The 16,167-nt window shown below is 45.6% G+C and carries 11 protein-coding genes and 2 pseudogenes; 6 read left to right on the top strand and 7 right to left on the bottom strand.

Features of this window, described 5'->3' with window-relative positions; translation table 11 throughout:
* Positions 1-306: 306 nt before the first annotated feature.
* The gene (locus tag ACTG1P_RS06655) at positions 307-714 is read right to left on the bottom strand and encodes an H-NS family histone-like protein (protein ID WP_042024860.1); all 408 of its coding nucleotides are present in this window, start codon (positions 712-714) and stop codon (positions 307-309) included.
* A gap of 595 nt (positions 715-1,309) precedes the next feature.
* A complete protein-coding gene (locus ACTG1P_RS06650) occupies positions 1,310-1,501 on the bottom strand; it encodes a hypothetical protein (protein WP_042083548.1) in 192 nt (63 codons plus the stop codon).
* A 108-nt stretch (positions 1,502-1,609) separates the two neighbouring features.
* Between ACTG1P_RS06650 and ACTG1P_RS06645 the strand changes: the two genes are divergently transcribed.
* From ACTG1P_RS06645 to ACTG1P_RS06630, 4 genes and pseudogenes are all read left to right on the top strand, one after another.
* Positions 1,610-2,065, top strand: a complete 456-nt coding sequence (locus ACTG1P_RS06645; RefSeq protein ID WP_308218861.1) for an antitoxin Xre/MbcA/ParS toxin-binding domain-containing protein — start codon at positions 1,610-1,612, stop codon at positions 2,063-2,065.
* Positions 2,066-2,807: 742 nt separating this feature from the next.
* A pseudogene (locus ACTG1P_RS06640) lies at positions 2,808-3,992 on the top strand (SulP family inorganic anion transporter); the annotation flags it as partial.
* 280 nt (positions 3,993-4,272) lie between these two features.
* Positions 4,273-5,547, top strand: coding sequence for a substrate-binding periplasmic protein (locus tag ACTG1P_RS06635; protein ID WP_127908191.1), 1,275 nt, complete (start codon positions 4,273-4,275; stop codon positions 5,545-5,547).
* 301 nt (positions 5,548-5,848) lie between these two features.
* On the top strand, positions 5,849-6,511 hold the full coding sequence (locus ACTG1P_RS06630) for a response regulator (protein ID WP_080768678.1): 663 nt from the start codon (positions 5,849-5,851) through the stop codon (positions 6,509-6,511).
* A 115-nt stretch (positions 6,512-6,626) separates the two neighbouring features.
* Here ACTG1P_RS06630 and ACTG1P_RS06625 read toward each other — a convergent pair whose 3' ends face one another.
* The 5 genes and pseudogenes from ACTG1P_RS06625 to ACTG1P_RS06605 form a co-directional block, all read right to left on the bottom strand.
* Positions 6,627-7,586 carry a sensor domain-containing diguanylate cyclase gene (locus ACTG1P_RS06625; protein WP_080768679.1) on the bottom strand — a complete coding sequence of 320 codons (960 nt, stop codon included), beginning with the start codon at positions 7,584-7,586 and terminating at the stop codon, positions 6,627-6,629.
* Between the two features lie 244 nt (positions 7,587-7,830).
* Positions 7,831-9,336, bottom strand: coding sequence for a histidine-type phosphatase (locus ACTG1P_RS06620; protein ID WP_042083550.1), 1,506 nt, complete (start codon positions 9,334-9,336; stop codon positions 7,831-7,833).
* A 287-nt stretch (positions 9,337-9,623) separates the two neighbouring features.
* A complete protein-coding gene (locus ACTG1P_RS06615; RefSeq protein WP_042083552.1) occupies positions 9,624-11,501 on the bottom strand; it encodes a methyl-accepting chemotaxis protein in 1,878 nt (625 codons plus the stop codon).
* Between the two features lie 404 nt (positions 11,502-11,905).
* A pseudogene (locus ACTG1P_RS06610) lies at positions 11,906-12,871 on the bottom strand (IS5 family transposase).
* A 382-nt stretch (positions 12,872-13,253) separates the two neighbouring features.
* Complete coding sequence (locus tag ACTG1P_RS06605) at positions 13,254-14,129, bottom strand: LysR family transcriptional regulator (RefSeq protein ID WP_080768715.1); 876 nt, start codon at positions 14,127-14,129, stop codon at positions 13,254-13,256.
* 138 nt (positions 14,130-14,267) lie between these two features.
* Here ACTG1P_RS06605 and ACTG1P_RS06600 point away from each other — a divergent pair, with 138 nt between their 5' ends.
* Positions 14,268-15,290 (top strand): YeiH family putative sulfate export transporter, encoded by a 1,023-nt coding sequence (locus ACTG1P_RS06600; protein ID WP_042084606.1) that lies wholly within the window; start codon positions 14,268-14,270, stop codon positions 15,288-15,290.
* A gap of 308 nt (positions 15,291-15,598) precedes the next feature.
* Positions 15,599-16,042 carry a CopD family protein gene (locus ACTG1P_RS06595; protein ID WP_042084603.1) on the top strand — a complete coding sequence of 148 codons (444 nt, stop codon included), beginning with the start codon at positions 15,599-15,601 and terminating at the stop codon, positions 16,040-16,042.
* Positions 16,043-16,167 lie beyond the last annotated feature (125 nt).

Genomic DNA, 16,167 nt, shown 5'->3' with positions numbered 1-16,167 from the left:
TGATGTGTGCCGTCAGGCATATGAACGAATAGACTTAACCGACAGTCATGGCTCTCAACTAATCTTTTGAGTGATAACAAACTATCGAGAATATCGGGATCTATTGCAGGAACATCACCAGGCCCGAGATTTGAAAGCAGTTTGGTCACACTGAGACGTACCAGTTGCTCTTCGGCCAGAGCCTTGGCTCTCTGGACAACCTCGGGTGATTCGGATGAAATCATATCCTCCAATGTCCTCCCCATACGGTGCTCCTACTACAGATAGAATTAAAGGCCCACGCCGAGCTGGCATGGGCTCTCAGCACTAGATCAAAAACTCTTCCAATGCACGACCATTAGCCACTGCTTCTGCGATGGTCTTGGGCATGCGACCTTGGCCAGTCCAGGTTTTCTCCTGACCGTCTTCGGTGTATTTGTATTTTGCAGGACGAGGAGCGCGCTTGCTCTTTACTGTACCCTCTGCTTTTGCAGTGGTTGCAGTACCAACAAGCTCACTCGGATCTATGCCCGCTTGTTTCAGCAGCTCGGTAAACTCAGCCAGTTTTTGCAGGCGTTCAGCGGACTCTTCTCTCAATTTGCTCTCTTGCTGCTCACGCTCAGCAAAAATCTCTTCGAATTTTTCTCTGATTTCGACCAGCTGCTCGAAAGAGAGCTCGCGCAATGCAGCTCGCAGACTACGAATATTCATCAGTATTTTCAAAAAATCGTTCATTTTTATCCTCATGTATCACATTTTTATATCAGGAAAATTATCTCTCAATCCCAGCATCAGCTCCACTGTTTTTGGCACCAAGATGATTCGAAAAAGCATCATTTAAAAATCCTGAGCTAAATTGCGTTTGGATCTACTTATTGGCCTAGCTCCAATCTGCTATGAAAATATGTAGCTAAAAATTAAATCCAAGTGGTAGTGAGCGTTGAGACCACCTCACCAGATGAGCCGATGAAGGATCTTGTTCGGCTCACGAAATGAGCCGATAGGACAATATCATTGGCTCACAGAATGAGTCGATGATAAGAAATTTTAGATTTGCCCCTTGAGGATCCAGACACTTCGCCCCTCTTAACTTAAGAGGAAGTCTTGGATGACTAGGCCACTACACATCCATGTCTCCAGAAAGCAAAAAACCCCGCAACGAGGCAGGGTTTCAGCATTTTTTCAACTTCGCACTCAGGGTAGCGACTCTCCCTTGTTTCAACTTCGCACTTAGGGTAGCGAATCTCCCTGTGCCTTGATTCTATGAAAGGTGAAGCCGCTAGTCAACATTATTACTGGCATAACCAGCATTGAGCACTTATTTGATATGTTATTTTTGGATGCCTTTGCACTCAAATTTTGGAGGTGTTTTCCAACCTGTAACGCGCCCGCTGCGTTTGTTGACCCTTCGGTATTCATTCCCCAACAGGATTTCCCATTCAGAGCCGTTCTCCGATAGAACCTGAAAAGTAGTCCCCAGCTCAATGCCTAAACCTGGTTCAGTACAGACCAACTCGGTCATCAGCCCTCCTCAATGTAGGGGCATTTGGTTGTTAATTTTCCACTCAAAACGACAGTTTGGGGTAGGATAGCTCATGAGAGGTCGTGTTTGTACAATGAGGAGTGCTACATGATGCCCTATGCAACCTATCATCCTAGTAGTGACGCAGTTACTCCGAACCGTCTCCTAGAAGGTCTTGGTATTCCTCGTGACCCACTAGGAGCACATCTATGGATCGTGGCTGGCGTAGCTCCTGGCAGCATTCATCGACTGGCTGAATTGATGAGTGCAGACATAGGTTTGATATGCCGCTTAGTAAGCATTAGCCGCCACACTGTTGCTCGCAAGCTGAGGATTGGGGCTCCCCTATCAATCTCTCAGGGTGCCAGGGTATACGGCGTTGTGCAGGCCCTCGATGCGGCACTATCCCTCAACAAGAACGATACTGCCAAGGCGTTGTCATGGCTAAACAGACCAGCCTGGGGCCTCGGTGGCGTGGCTCCAGCCACATTGTTGACTACAGATATGGGAGTTCAGGCAGTTATCCATTTGGTGGGGCGGATTCAGCATGGGGTGTGCAACTAAATCGAGGGTTGTGGTAGGCGCCCCCCCACAGAATGCTTCAAAAACAACCAATCTCATCATTTTTTGAAATTTATTTCATTTACCCCACTTGAAAAATTCGGAAAACTGTCCATTTACTAATTATGAGAGCTATAAATTAATTTTTTCCATTTCAACATTCCGCTGCTGCGCAGCGAAGAGAAACCAGTTTTACTACCCCTATAAGCTATTTTTATTAAATAAAAGAAGTTTAAAGAGCACTGATAAATTAAAGTTCCTTAACTTGGCTTAAGACATCAATGCTCCATCACTCAGTAATAAATTAGATTCATATAAACAGAAAACAGAAAACAGAAAACAGAAAACAGAAAACAGAAAACAGAAAACAGAAAACAGAAAACAGAAAACAGAAAACAGAAAACAGAAAATATGAGTAAAGGAATAATAAGAGTATGGCTATATTCGCCCTGTAGGGCGGAAAATTAAAAAGATGTTTTTGCTAGACATGATAACCCTGCCTGTGCAGGCGCTTCTCTGTTATCATCAGCAGCCCATGAACAAATCGCATACTGGCGTGACTGTTACGCCGCCTTAACCCCTACCTCTGCGGCTCCTGCCGCCTTACTCTGGTTATCACAACCAGAGCGCTTTTTTACACCCATTAGATCCCAATACAACAATCTGATCCTGTCCGAACTCCATCTGACCCCCAAGTAGATGGATGCGTTGTGCTATGGATCCTAAACAAGCGAGAAAATCCCCCATGCTGGAACGTGCAAGACAAGAATGGTTCTCCAACATCCGTGGTGACCTTTTAGCCGGAATTGTGGTCGCCCTGGCGCTGATCCCAGAAGCCATCGCCTTCTCCATTATTGCTGGTGTAGACCCCAAAGTCGGCCTCTATGCCTCCTTCTGTATCGCAGTGGTCATCGCTTTTGTCGGCGGTCGTCCAGGCATGATCTCGGCAGCCACAGGCGCAATGGCGCTCCTGATGGTGACCCTGGTCAAAGAGCATGGCCTGCAATATCTGCTGGCAGCAACCCTGCTTACTGGGGTACTCCAGATCGCAGCGGGTTACCTGAAACTGGGCAGCCTGATGCGGTTTGTCTCCCGTTCCGTGGTCACCGGCTTCGTCAATGCGCTGGCGATCCTCATCTTTATGGCCCAGTTGCCTGAGCTCACCAACGTCACCTGGCAGGTCTATGCCATGACAGCAGCTGGTCTTGGCATCATCTATCTGTTCCCGCTTATTCCGGTGGTTGGCAAGCTAGTGCCTTCTCCGCTGCTCTGCATCGTCATCCTGACGGCAGTCGCCATCACCATGGGCATCGATATCCGTACTGTAGGCGATATGGGCGAGCTGCCCGATACTCTGCCCATCTTCCTGTGGCCCGAAGTGCCGCTCAATCTGGAGACGCTGGCGATCATCTTCCCATACTCCGCAGGTCTGGCTGTGGTCGGTCTGCTCGAATCCATGATGACGGCGGCCATTGTCGATGACCTGACGGATACCAGCAGCGACCGCAATCGCGAATGCAAGGGCCAGGGGATCGCCAATATTGGTGCGGGCCTGATGGGTGGCATGGCGGGCTGCGCCATGATTGGTCAGTCCATCATCAACATCAAATCCGGTGGTCGTGGCCGCCTCTCCACCTTTGTCGCTGGCACCCTGCTCATCCTGATGGTGGTCTTCATGGATGAGTGGATCCGCCAGATCCCCATGGCAGCCCTGGTAGCCGTGATGATCATGGTCTCTATCGGGACGTTTTCCTGGGAGTCGGTTCGTAATCTCAAGAAGCACCCGCTCTCCACTAATATCGTGATGATCGCAACAGTGGCAGTGGTCGTCGCTACCCATAACCTGGCGCTTGGGGTATTTGTCGGGGTACTGCTCGCCTCCCTGTTCTTTGCCAACAAGGTTGCCCGCTTCATGCTGGTCAAGAGTGACTGAATCGCCCCTGGATTTCTTGACTGATGATATGAGTTAATCTGTCACTCGAGCATCAAGGGGGTTGATTTAACCGAATGTGCCGCTGAATCTCATCACTTTTTGCGCGAGAAGCCCCGTCCTCGGGCCAGGGTATTGCACTTACTATCTGAAATCACGGTTGCCCTAGCCCATAATCAAAACGGCCGCTATATTCAGAAGAGTGATCTCGATTCTGATTCTATGTTGAGTTAGATCACAAAAAACCAGATAAAAACAACTAATTATCAATGGGTCTTATGTGATGAGAGTTACTACAGCCATGCTGTGTGTTTTAATAGTATTATTGCAGGTTGTTTATGCCGCGACTCCGGCTAATTTACGCCTTGAAACCAGTCTAGCACCTCCATACCAAACCGTTGAGGATGGCAACCTCAAAGGTTACGCAGTGGATACTGTAAAATGTGTTTTGGATAAGATAGGCGTTCAATATCAATTTAAGATAGTTCCCCCCAAGCGCGCAGAATTAGATTTAGTTATGGGGCGCTCCAGTGGTTTCTTCAGTTCTATAGATCAGCCTAATATTAATAAATACGCAAAACTCAGTGCGCCAATAGTTTTGGATAAGTGGTACTGGTTTAGTCTCTCGTCAATATCTAGGAAAACTCATGACGCATTAAATAAAAGTAAAATAGGCGTGCTAAGAGGAAGTAGCCAAGAAACATGGCTGTTAAGAAATAATATGCCCATATATCAATCAGTTAATAATTCAGATAGTTTATTAAAATTATTACAGAGGCGACGAATTGATTTATTTCTCGCAGATGAAAGTGTGGTTCGTGAATTAAATAAGTCTGATATAAGTTTAAACTTACTTCTTCATAAACGATTTGAAAAGTATGCACCCATGGGCGTGTATATAGCCAACCATGTCTTACTTGAACACCCGTCAATTATAGATATGTTTAATAGTAAAATATCAGAGTGCAACCAATCAAATCTATTCTTATCCGCCAGTGAACAAGAAACAATTGAAGTTGCTGTAAATAGAATGTATCGTTCACTTTTGAAAAGCCAGGAGTTAATCAATACACTGAAATTAGCAAACTTGAAAAATAAACACATAAAAATAGAAGCTATATTACAACGAGACCAGCTATGGCGTTCTATGGTAGAAAATAACTCATTCGCACCAAGCTGGATAACGAACATACTAAACTCAACCATTTCAAGGTCATTGAAGGGTTTGACAATTCAAACTCCATATATAACTGAAATCATGTTGACGGATGAGCGAGGTGTCTTAACTGCTGCGAGTAACCTAACATCTGATTACTGGCAAGGAGATGAAGAAAAGATCATCGAAACCCTAAAAATGGCCAATGAATACAGACACATCAATTCACTAGGGCGATTCGACCAGAGCAATAATCGGTTTAAAATGCCATCGATTGAGTTTGATGCATCTAGTAAGTTATTTTTATGTCGATTAAATTATCCTGTATGGTATAAAGGGCAAGTAATTGGAGTACTGTCATTTGGCATTAATGTAGAAAAAGCTCTAATTATGCTCTAATATTGTAATGTGAAACTAAATTTCATTTAGTCATAGGCATTATAAAGTCCATGTTCATTAAATATTTATTTGAAATGCATATGAGAAACGGCTACTCCATTTTTAAAATCCTAATCATGCCGTTGATACTCATATTTTATAGCTAGTATTTCTAGTCAAACGACTGAGGGCGAAATTTTAGAAATACATAGCTATGTGCTATGATATAGCCTCATCCGGCATGCAGGTTAAGAGGTTGATTTATAGTTTTTTGTGCATTCATGGTGTAGTATGAAGCTAACATGGCATTGAGAATGTAGTTATGGATAACATAGTTTCAATCGAAGAAATGCAAGCATTAAAAGTCTTGCTTATAGATGACCATTCTATATTGCGAGCAGGAGTCAAAACTACACTCTCAACAGATTGCTTTATGACCGTAATCGCGGAGGCTAGCAATGGTAAAGAAGGATTAGAGCTAGCAGTAGAATATGAACCAGATTTAATATTGCTTGACCTTAAAATGCCAGTACTTAATGGATTAGACACGCTAAAGAAAATTAGAGCAAAGAAAATAAAAAGCAAAGTTGTTATCTTCACAGAATCAGATTTGGAAATTGATGTTGTAGAAGCGTTTAGGTTCGGAGCCAATGGATATCTTTCAAAAGATATAGAACCGCTTGATTTAATCAGCTGCATTAAGAGTATATGTGCAGATACATCAGTTGAAAGCCCTCAGCTAAACAATAAAACGATGTCAAGTTTATTATCAGAAAGTGATATTGGTATTATTAAATCATTAAGTCATAGAGAAATTGATGTAGTAAAACTTCTTGCTGAAGGTCATTCAAACAAAGTCATTTCAAAATTATTATTTATTTCTCACGGGACGGTAAAAATACATGTGAGGAATATTCTAAGAAAACTAAATTTAAAATCTAGAGTTGCGGTTACTGTATGGGCACATAATCGAACTATTAAGTGATTATAATTTCAAAATGTACATGAATAGGAATTGTCTTGTTATTTCCATTATTGCATATTATTGTCACGCTAGTTAACTGCGCTCTTTAATCATGTGCTAACAGGGAGCTTATAATTCATAAATTGTGCTTACAACGATACATAGCCTCATCCGCCAAACGGAGCAACAAGTTTAGGTCGGGTGGTGTAGTTGCATCATAGCTAACAACACCTATAGAGCAAGATAGGGTATAGGCCTTGCTACAATGTTTATTGAACTCATCGAAGGCTTTAATTACTCTCCGATTAATAGAGTTAATATTGTCAATGTTAGTTTCTGGGAGTAAAACCACATATTCATCACCACCTAATCGAGCACAGATATCCGCATTTCTAAATATAATATTTATTAAGCGAGCTGCTTGACACAATGCATCGTCTCCGACATCATGACCATATATATCATTTATAGATTTGAATTTATTCAAATCTATAAATAAAAGTGAAAGGGGCCGCTTTGTTCTAAATGCATGTTGCAAGCACTGTTCAGCCTGAAGAATAAAACCTCGCCTATTAGTTAGCCCAGTCAATTCATCTATCGTTGCCATTTGGACTGCGCGCAACTCGCTTTCAACAGTTAATGCCAAGTCTGAGAGTAAAGATCTATCTTTATCTCCAAAAACTTTGGGCTTACTATCTATGATACACAATGAACCGATATGCAACCCATCGGTTATTACTAATGAGTGCCCAGCATAAAATCTAATGTATGGCTCACCTATAACCATTGGATTATTATAGTAACACGGGTGTTTAGTAGCATCTTCAATAACAATCATGCGTTCTTTGAGAAAACCATGTTTACAAAAAGAAAAATTAGGGAGGGGTTCATGGATGTTTAGACCATAACAAGGCTTGGCCCACTCACGTTCATTGTCTTCGAATGAGATTAGGGCTATCGGCACATCAAAAATATTGCGAGCCATTCTAGTTATACGAATGAAACGCTCTTCTGTTGGAGAATCAAGCGCTTGAAGATGGCGTAACGCATCTAAGCGAGGGAGGTGAGTTTTAGAGGTTTGATGAAGAGTGTGCATCCTTGCTATCTTTTCTCATATTTGTTCGAAGCAGTAGTACTATGCCAGTCTTTTGAGTACAAAAAAATAGATTATTGTATGACATATGTCTAATTTAAGTGGATTACTCTGCCCTCTAAATAAAGATGCTGAACGTTACACGAAGTTAGCGCCTGTACGAGTGTGAAAAATTGGTGCTTATCCAAGCCAAAGCTAATGAAAAAAGTGAGAATAGGGGAGATCTCAGTCTCCCCCTGATGACCCCTTACTGAGTTATGTTAAAGCCGTAGCAGCGCTTGAGCTCCTCGAAGTCGTAGTAGTGGCTGCCGCTTTGGTAGGGCTGGCAGCCGGTTTTAAAGGCGATCTCTTTTTCGTTGTAGAGCATCTTGACCAGCACCTGCCGCTGTCTGTTCTGATAGATATCCCACTGAATATTGGCGGTATAGGGGGAGACCCAGCCGCCGCGCCACTCGTTGTTCTGCTGGCTGAACAGCTGATCCGGGCTGGCCCCCTGACGGCTACCTTCCAGTTTCATCAGGGCGGCGAGGGGGATAATGGCTTCGGCGTGGGCAAAGCGCAGGGTGGCCCGTCGACTCTGCTCGCCTTCCACCACCTGACGTTGCACCTCGCCAAACAGGCCGTCGAGCAGCGGCTGGGCAATGGCGTAGGGGGCGCTCTGGTTGGCAAAGCTCGGCCCCTTTTCGTAGAAATCTTCCGCATCGGAGAGGTAGGAGAACCAGGCCGACTCCTCCGGAGTGAGGAACTGCTCCAGCGCCCAGGGTTCGCTGCCCTGTGCCTGCGCTTCGCGGATCATGCCGGGGCCGATGATAAAGAGGTTGTAGAGCATCAGGGCGGCATCCACTTCGTCGCGCACATAGGTCATGCCGCCATCCTCCGGGTTGACGGCGACAAACTCGACACCGCCCGCCAGATAGTCGACAAAGTCCTTACTGTAGATACGCTCCAGCATGCTGCGGGCCATCTCTTTGGTCTTGCTCAGGTTCTTAAGCTGATCCAGCGCCTTGGCCAGCTCGGGGGCCGGGGCTATCCCGGCATCCTCGTCGCCGATAAAGCGCTGGTAGCTCTCATAGGCGGGCAGGTAGTGGGCGTAATCCCCCTCGGGCGTAGTCTTGTGGAAGTAGAGCTCGAACTTGTTGACCAGCTTTTTGTCGATCTTCGAGGGGTCATCCTGCGTGAGGTAACACTGCGCCGAGTCGCTGACATAGTTCACGTCGCGCTTGAGGCTCTCCATAAAGTAGAAGGCGCTTTCGTTGGCCCTGTCCTTGCCCGAGGTGACCACCTTGATGCAGTGGGGCTCGCTGCTGTTGAGCAGGGTCGGTAGCCGCACCGCCAGTCGGGTAGCGAGATTGGCGTGCTCCTCCTTGCCCAGCGCCGAGAGTAGGCCATAGCCCAGTTTCTGGTTGGCGGCCGTCACCAGATCGACCTTGCCTCCCAACCCCAGCCCGAGGGTGGTGAGCGCCCCCTGACGCTGCGCCTCTTCCCATACCAGCTTGGTCAGCACGTCATATTTCGGGCTGGAAAGTGAACGTGAGCCGTGGCGCGCCACCATCTCGGTAAAGACCGGGCTGAACCCTTGAGGTGCTGGCTCGTAGCTCTCTGCCTGCTGCTGCGGGCTGTAGACCGCTTTGGTGCTGTATTGGTAGGCTGTTTTGCCTTGGCTGTCGGCAGACGATTCGTTCTCTGACTGGCAGCCGCCAAGCAAGACCAGCGAGACGGCCAAAGCAACATAAGAAGAGCGCGGGAAAGTCATGATAATCCTTATCTATCGTTATGAAAAAATAAGTGAAATATCATAGGAGCCATTAATGACAGTTAGATGTCACTTTGGTGAGGCGGATATTTTTTAATTGTTCAGTGCTAAAGAGTGAGGGAGGCATGATGCCTCCCTCTTGTTATTGCTTGCCGGTCAGGGCTAGAGCCTAGTGAACCCTTTAATTGTAGAAATGTTCTTCGATATTCTGAATTTTGAACATCTAGTCACACAAACGAATACTTAATTTACTGGCATTGGTGTCTGGCGGTCCTCTTTATTGATACTCATATGCGAAACATGCCGACCTGATTACTCAGTTCACCCGAAATGTTTTTAAGTTGTTCAGAGAGATGGCGCGAACTGTCTGCATCCACTGCCAGTTCGTCCGAGACATCTTTGACCGCCTGAATGTTGCGGCTTACCTCGTCGGTGACGGCCCGTTGCTCTTCGGCTGCGCTGGAGATCTGGGTCGCCATATCGGAGATCTGGTTGATCGAAGTGGTGATCTGCTCCAGCGCATGGGTGGCGTTGTTGGCGTCATCCACGCTGTTCTGGGCCAGTTGCTGGCCTTCATGCATGGTGCTGACCGCTCCCTGGGTATTGCGTTGCAGGGTTTCGATCATGCTGCGGATCTCGACAGTCGAGCTGTGGGTACGTTGTGACAAAACGCGCACCTCGTCGGCCACTACCGCAAAGCCACGGCCCTGTTCACCGGCCCGCGCCGCTTCGATGGCGGCGTTGAGCGCCAGCAGGTTGGTCTGCTCGGCGATGCCCTGAATGGTGGAGAGGATGGTGTTGATCTCCTGAGCGTTTTTCTCCAGTTCCTGAATGATGTTGGAGGCCTGTTCCACCTGGGTGGCCAGATCGGTGATGGAGCGCTGGTTGCGGGCGATCACCTGTTTGCCATGCTCGCAACTGCTGGAGGAGCTGCGGGCCGCTTCGGCAGTTTGCTCGGCGTTGCTGGCAACATCGACCGCAGTTGCCGACATCTCATGGACCGCAGTGGCGATCTGAGTGATCTCGTTTTGCTGGCGAGCCAGCCCCTCATTGGCCTTCTCCGCCATGCTGTGGGAGGACTTGGCCTGCTGGTTGAGTTGGCCGGAGGAGTTGGAAATGTCCTGCACCATCGCATGGAGCCGCTCAATGAAGGTATTGACGTGTTTGGCAACCGCGCCCACCTCATCTTCACGCTCGATCTTGAGGCGGCGGGTCAAATCGCCGTTGCCACGGGAGAGATCGGCAATTGCCTCGCCCAGGGTTTTCAGAGGCGCTAGCGAGCTGTTGATGGCGACATAGGAGAAGCCAGCCACGATCAATATGGTGATGAGCCCCTGAATAAGTGAGGAGGTGACCATGCGGCGTACCGACTGGTAAGCGGTTTCGTCATCCACCATCATGCCGTAATACCAATTGGTGTTGGGGATCGCGTTAAAGTCAAAGACCTCTTTCTTACCGCTGATCACCAGCTCGTTGATCGTACCGTCATGAGCGATCTGATTGATGTAAGACGCGGTCAACTCGGGGGCTAGCGTTGTGGCGGGTTTCAGACTCAGGGAGGCATCGGGGTGGGCGATGATGGTGCCGTTGCTGTCGACCAGAATGGCGTAAGTCCCCTCGGTAGTGACCGTCAGAATGTCCGAGATAAGGGCGCTGATAGAGACATCTCCGGCGATAACCCCCTGGGTGTTGCCACGCTGGAATGGCTCGGCGATGGTGACGATCAAACTGCCGTTAGAGACATCGGCGTAGGGCGCAGTGATGACCAGTTTACCGGCGGCAACTGCATCCTTGTACCAGGTGCGTTGACGGGGGTCATAATCGGCTGGCAGGCCGGAGGGGGTACTCTCGAGCATCTTGCCGTCAGCAGTACCGGCATAGACCCCCTCAAAGCCACCGGCATTCATGGCTTGGGCCAGATGGCTGATGGGTTCATCTTCTTTGGTGAATGCTTCCTTGGTGGTACTGACCATGCTGATGCGGGCATCGACCCAGTTGGAGATACCCTTGACGTTGGCCATGGAGCTTTCGTCAATGATGCTCCAGACCAGTCTCTGGGTTTCAGTGCGCAGTTGTGAGGTGTTGTACCAGACTTGCAGGCCGGTGATCACCAGGATGATGATCCCGATAGCCAAGACCAGCTTGTTTTTAATGGATAAGTTCATAGTGACATCCCTGTGAGCGTTAGTCTGAGTGTAGGAAAAAATTTAATTATTGTGGAATTTTAGTGGGTTATTGACTAAATCCGAAATTTTCAGCGAATCCGGGGAGCTGATCCTCTGACTCAACCAACCTAGAGAGTCAGATGGGCAAGTCCCAACAGGAGATCCCCTGTCAGGCGACAAGTGAACTGAGCGGAGCTGTACAGATCTAGTTATCACCTGACACCGGCCTCAAACCGGTGTCTTGTTTACGCTACTTTAGGGAAGGTGCGAATAAGCGGGGAAATTCTTCTCGGCTGACTCAGTCATTTCATTTTTTCAGTTTGAGCCGATCTTTTCTCCCGTAAATGCCTTGAATCAGCTTATTTAGACCGTTTCTTCGCCATTTAAGGCGTTATTCCCAGTTTTTAGTGAGATCTCTCCCACTGACGTATCATTTGGTCCGCCCGAAACAGGTTGGCCAGCGTGAATAACATCGCCAGTTGGTTATCGTTTTTCAGCAACCCCTTGTATCTGGCTTTCACGAAGCCGAACTGTCGCTTGATGATGCGAAACGGGTGCTCCACCTTGGCCCGGATGCTGGCTTTCATGTATTCGATGTTGATGGCCGTTTTGTTCTTGCGTGGATGCTGTTTCAAGGTTCTTACCTTGCCGGGGCGCTCGGCGATCAGCCAGTCCACATCCTCGCGCTGTGGCGCCCCTTGGTAGCCGGCATCGGCTGAGACAAATTGCTCCTCTCCATGCAGCAGATTACCCAGCTGATTGAGGTCATGCTCGTTGGCCGCGGTGGTGACTAGGCTGTGGGTCAGGCCACTCTTGGCGTCGACACCAATGTGGGCCTTCATGCCAAAGTGTCACTGATTGCCTTTCTTGGTCTGATGCATCTCCGGATCGCGTTGCTGCTCTTTGTTCTTGGTCGAGCTGGGAGCCTCAATGATGGTGGCATCGACCAAGGTGCCTTGAGTCATCATGACGCCTGCTTCGGCCAGCCAGCGATTGATGGTCTTGAACAATTGGCGGGCCAGTTGATGCTGCTCCAGCAGGTGGCGGAAATTCATGATGGTGGTGCGGTCCGGCAAGGCGCTATCCAGGGATAACCGGGCAAACAGACGCATGGAGGCGATTTCGTACAGAGCATCTTCCATCGCGCCATCGCTCAGGTTGTACCAATGCTGCATGCAGTGAATGCGTAGCATGGTTTCCAGCGGATAAGGTCGCCGGCCATTACCAGCCTTGGGGTAAAACGGCTCGATGACTTCCACCATGTTTTGCCATGGCAGAATCTGCTCCATGCGGGACAAGAAAATCTCTTTTCTGGTCTGACGGCGCTTACTGCTGAATTCACTGTCGGCGAAGGTAAGTTGATGACTCATGATGAACCCTGTTCCATGGCTCCAGATGACATGCATGATCTCATATCAGGGACTTGTTCGCACCTTCCTTAAGTGCGGTGATACTGAATTTAAGACATGGAATTAGTCTAGAAATGCAAGCTATAGAAAATTAGTATCTATAAGCAGCTTTCCAATAAGTATACATATCTACTTATATCATATTAGATGTTACAGTCCGCATGAAGCTAAAAAACCACCTAAAAGATCTTGAAATAGCAGTAATGACTATATATTCCTGCTCAAATCACACCTTGGATTGAAATATGGATTTCTTTATGCGATAGATTATTTCTTTTAGAAAAATCGTCAACGCAGATAGAGTAGGAAATTCTACAACGCTTATTAGCTTGAAGATTACATATCAACTTTGACTCATCAAGATATTATAACATTTTTCTACAAGAGGAGAAATCGGCCTGTCTTTCAATAAAACGATAAATAATGGGCGAAATCTAATAGAAATAGGCATAACAGAAACATCATCAGCATATCCTGATTCACGCACCACCCGAGAAGACACCAGCGAAACTCCTAGTCCCTCAGCAACAGCTCTGACTATTCCTTCAGTACTACCATATTCAATGCACCGTATAGGGATAATGCCTTGATTTTCTAACCATAACTCTGTTGCTTCTCTCGTTCCTGAACCAGGTTCTCTTAACAACCAAGTGTGTTGTGCCCAATCATGTTCATATGTATCTGATGTTAGGGATGTAATAAGACAAAGCTCATCATCATGCCAATGACATGATAAGAGGCGAGGATCACTCAGTGTTCCTTCGACCAATCCGATATCGATTTGACAGTCTAATAACTGCTGTCCTATATACTGCGTATTTCCCGTAGTTATTTTTAGGTCAATATCAGGAAAACGTTGTATAAGTTTTGATAAATATGGTCGAAACCAATACCCAGCAATTGTGCTACTTGCTCCAATTGTCAAGCGCCCTTTCTTCATTCCAATTCTGGCTTGCATATCATCAATGGCAGCACGCTCTAACATGTATATTGCATGCGCATGGTCAAATAGCACTTGCCCATGCTCAGTCAAATGAATCCCTTTTCGGCTTCTACCTGAACCTCTTTCTAGTAATGGAAGCCCTATCTGACGCTCTAACTCACTAACTGCTTTTGATACCGCTGGCTGGCTAATACAAAGATGTGTGGCTGCATTGGAAAAACCGCCCTCACTTGAAACCGTATAAAAAATGCGCAAAAGGTGTAGGTTTATAACCATAACTGTAGGTTATCCATTGTTAATTATTATGTATTTTTATTATCAATTATCAAGGCATATAATGCTATAACACAGTAAATAAGTATAGAAGACCACTCAATGCCTCATTCGTCTGTTGTACATGATAATAATTCGTTTTTGAAAAGTAGCCTAAAAAGCTACCAGTGGTGGCTAGGCATCATACTCGTAGCGATAATTGCCGCAATGAGTATTTTAGCTAGTAAACTGGATGTTGCAACTCATATGGGCCTTAGTGCGCTTACTTTGGCTATTGTATTTGGGATTTTTATTGGAAACACCGTCTTCCCTCGTGTAGCAAATCATACTGCTATAGGTGTAGATTATGCTAAAAATAAATTACTTAGAGTTGGCATTGTTCTTTATGGCTTCAGAATAACCTTCCAGCAAATAGAGGGGATAGGCTGGGCAGGAATTATCATAGACATATTAATGATCAGCTGTACGTTTATCTTGGCTTATTATATTGGAACAAAACTATTAAGACTTGATAAACAGACAACAATGCTAATTGGTGCAGGAAGTTCCATTTGTGGTGCAGCTGCGATAATGGCTGCTGAACCTGTGATCAAGGGCCAAGCTCATAAGGTTTCAGTTGCTGTTGCTACGGTGGTTGTATTTGGAACTATTGCTATGTTTCTATACCCACTAATTTATCCCTATTTAGATATAAGTGCTGAACAATACGGCATGTTTGCTGGTTCAACAATTCATGAAGTCGCACAGGTAGTGGCAGCAGGCCGTAGTGTCAGCGAGGATGCAGCAAATACGGCCGTGATTGTTAAGATGATTCGTGTCATGATGCTCGCACCATTTTTAATAGTATTATCTACATGCATCGGTAAAGAGACTCATGATACGTCCCATAAAAGCAATAGCATTACTATACCATGGTTTGCGGTATTATTTATTGTCGCCAGTGGAATAAATTCCCTTAACATTATACCTCCACACATTGTCAATTACTTGATTGATATCGACAGTATATTGCTTGCAATGGCTATGGCCGCTCTTGGATTACGTACTCACATTGGTGCAATACATCAAGCGGGTGTAAAACCTTTGATTCTTGCTGCCATACTATTTCTATTCCTTTGTGTAGGTGGTTTTTTTATAAATCTAGCCGTATTAATTTTATTTTGAATATTAAAAGAAAATGGCAAAGATCTCATTTGATAATGTAATCCCACTTTAATATAAAATTTTTTTCCATCATATAAAAATATAAATAAAGAGTGCAATTAAATACATTGCATCCAAATGCAAGATGTATCTTTCAGAGACATCTTGCATTGTGATGTAGAGCATCAATAATAATGCATCACACTTACTGTGATTTTAATTAAATCAGTTACTAACTACTGAATTTTTTTAGTAGAAATCATTAGCAAAAAGTGCTTTAATGAACATCCTGAATGCCAATTTAATGTGTAACATCGAAGGTGTTTGACATGCATGGAGTTGCGTTATTTTTGCATATTTTAGGTGCAACAATCTGGACTGGCGGGCATATTATACTCGCTCTAATAGTTCTCCCTAAAGCACTAAAGGAATCGTCAACGAAAATATTACTAGACTTTGAATCTGTATACGAGAGAATTGGAATGCCTGCCTTAATAACGCAGATAGTCACGGGTATTTACCTGGCATTGAACATTGAGAGTGATGTACTAAATTGGTTTAACATTGATAACAGGGTTACAAATGTTATTCTCATTAAATTGGCATTACTTACACTCACTACCTGTTTTGCAATAAATGCTAGATTTCGTGTAATTCCGAATTTAAATGAGTCTAATTTAGCTTTAATGGGATGGCACATTCGAGCAGTGACGATCATATCTATCCTATTCGTTTTTGTAGGCGTTTCATTCAGAACAGGATGGTTGTATTAAAGTTATAATGAAACTAATAAAAGCAATGTTAGATAAATCATCACTTGGTGCATAATATTATGTATGCCAAGTGGTGATTTCTTCTTAACCCAATACAAGGCATACATATGATGTGATATTTTATA

The organism is Aeromonas sp. 11P, assembly GCF_051920165.1.
Classification (GTDB): Bacteria; Pseudomonadota; Gammaproteobacteria; order Enterobacterales; family Aeromonadaceae; genus Aeromonas; species Aeromonas veronii.
This window is presented reverse-complemented; position numbering and strand designations above follow the sequence as displayed.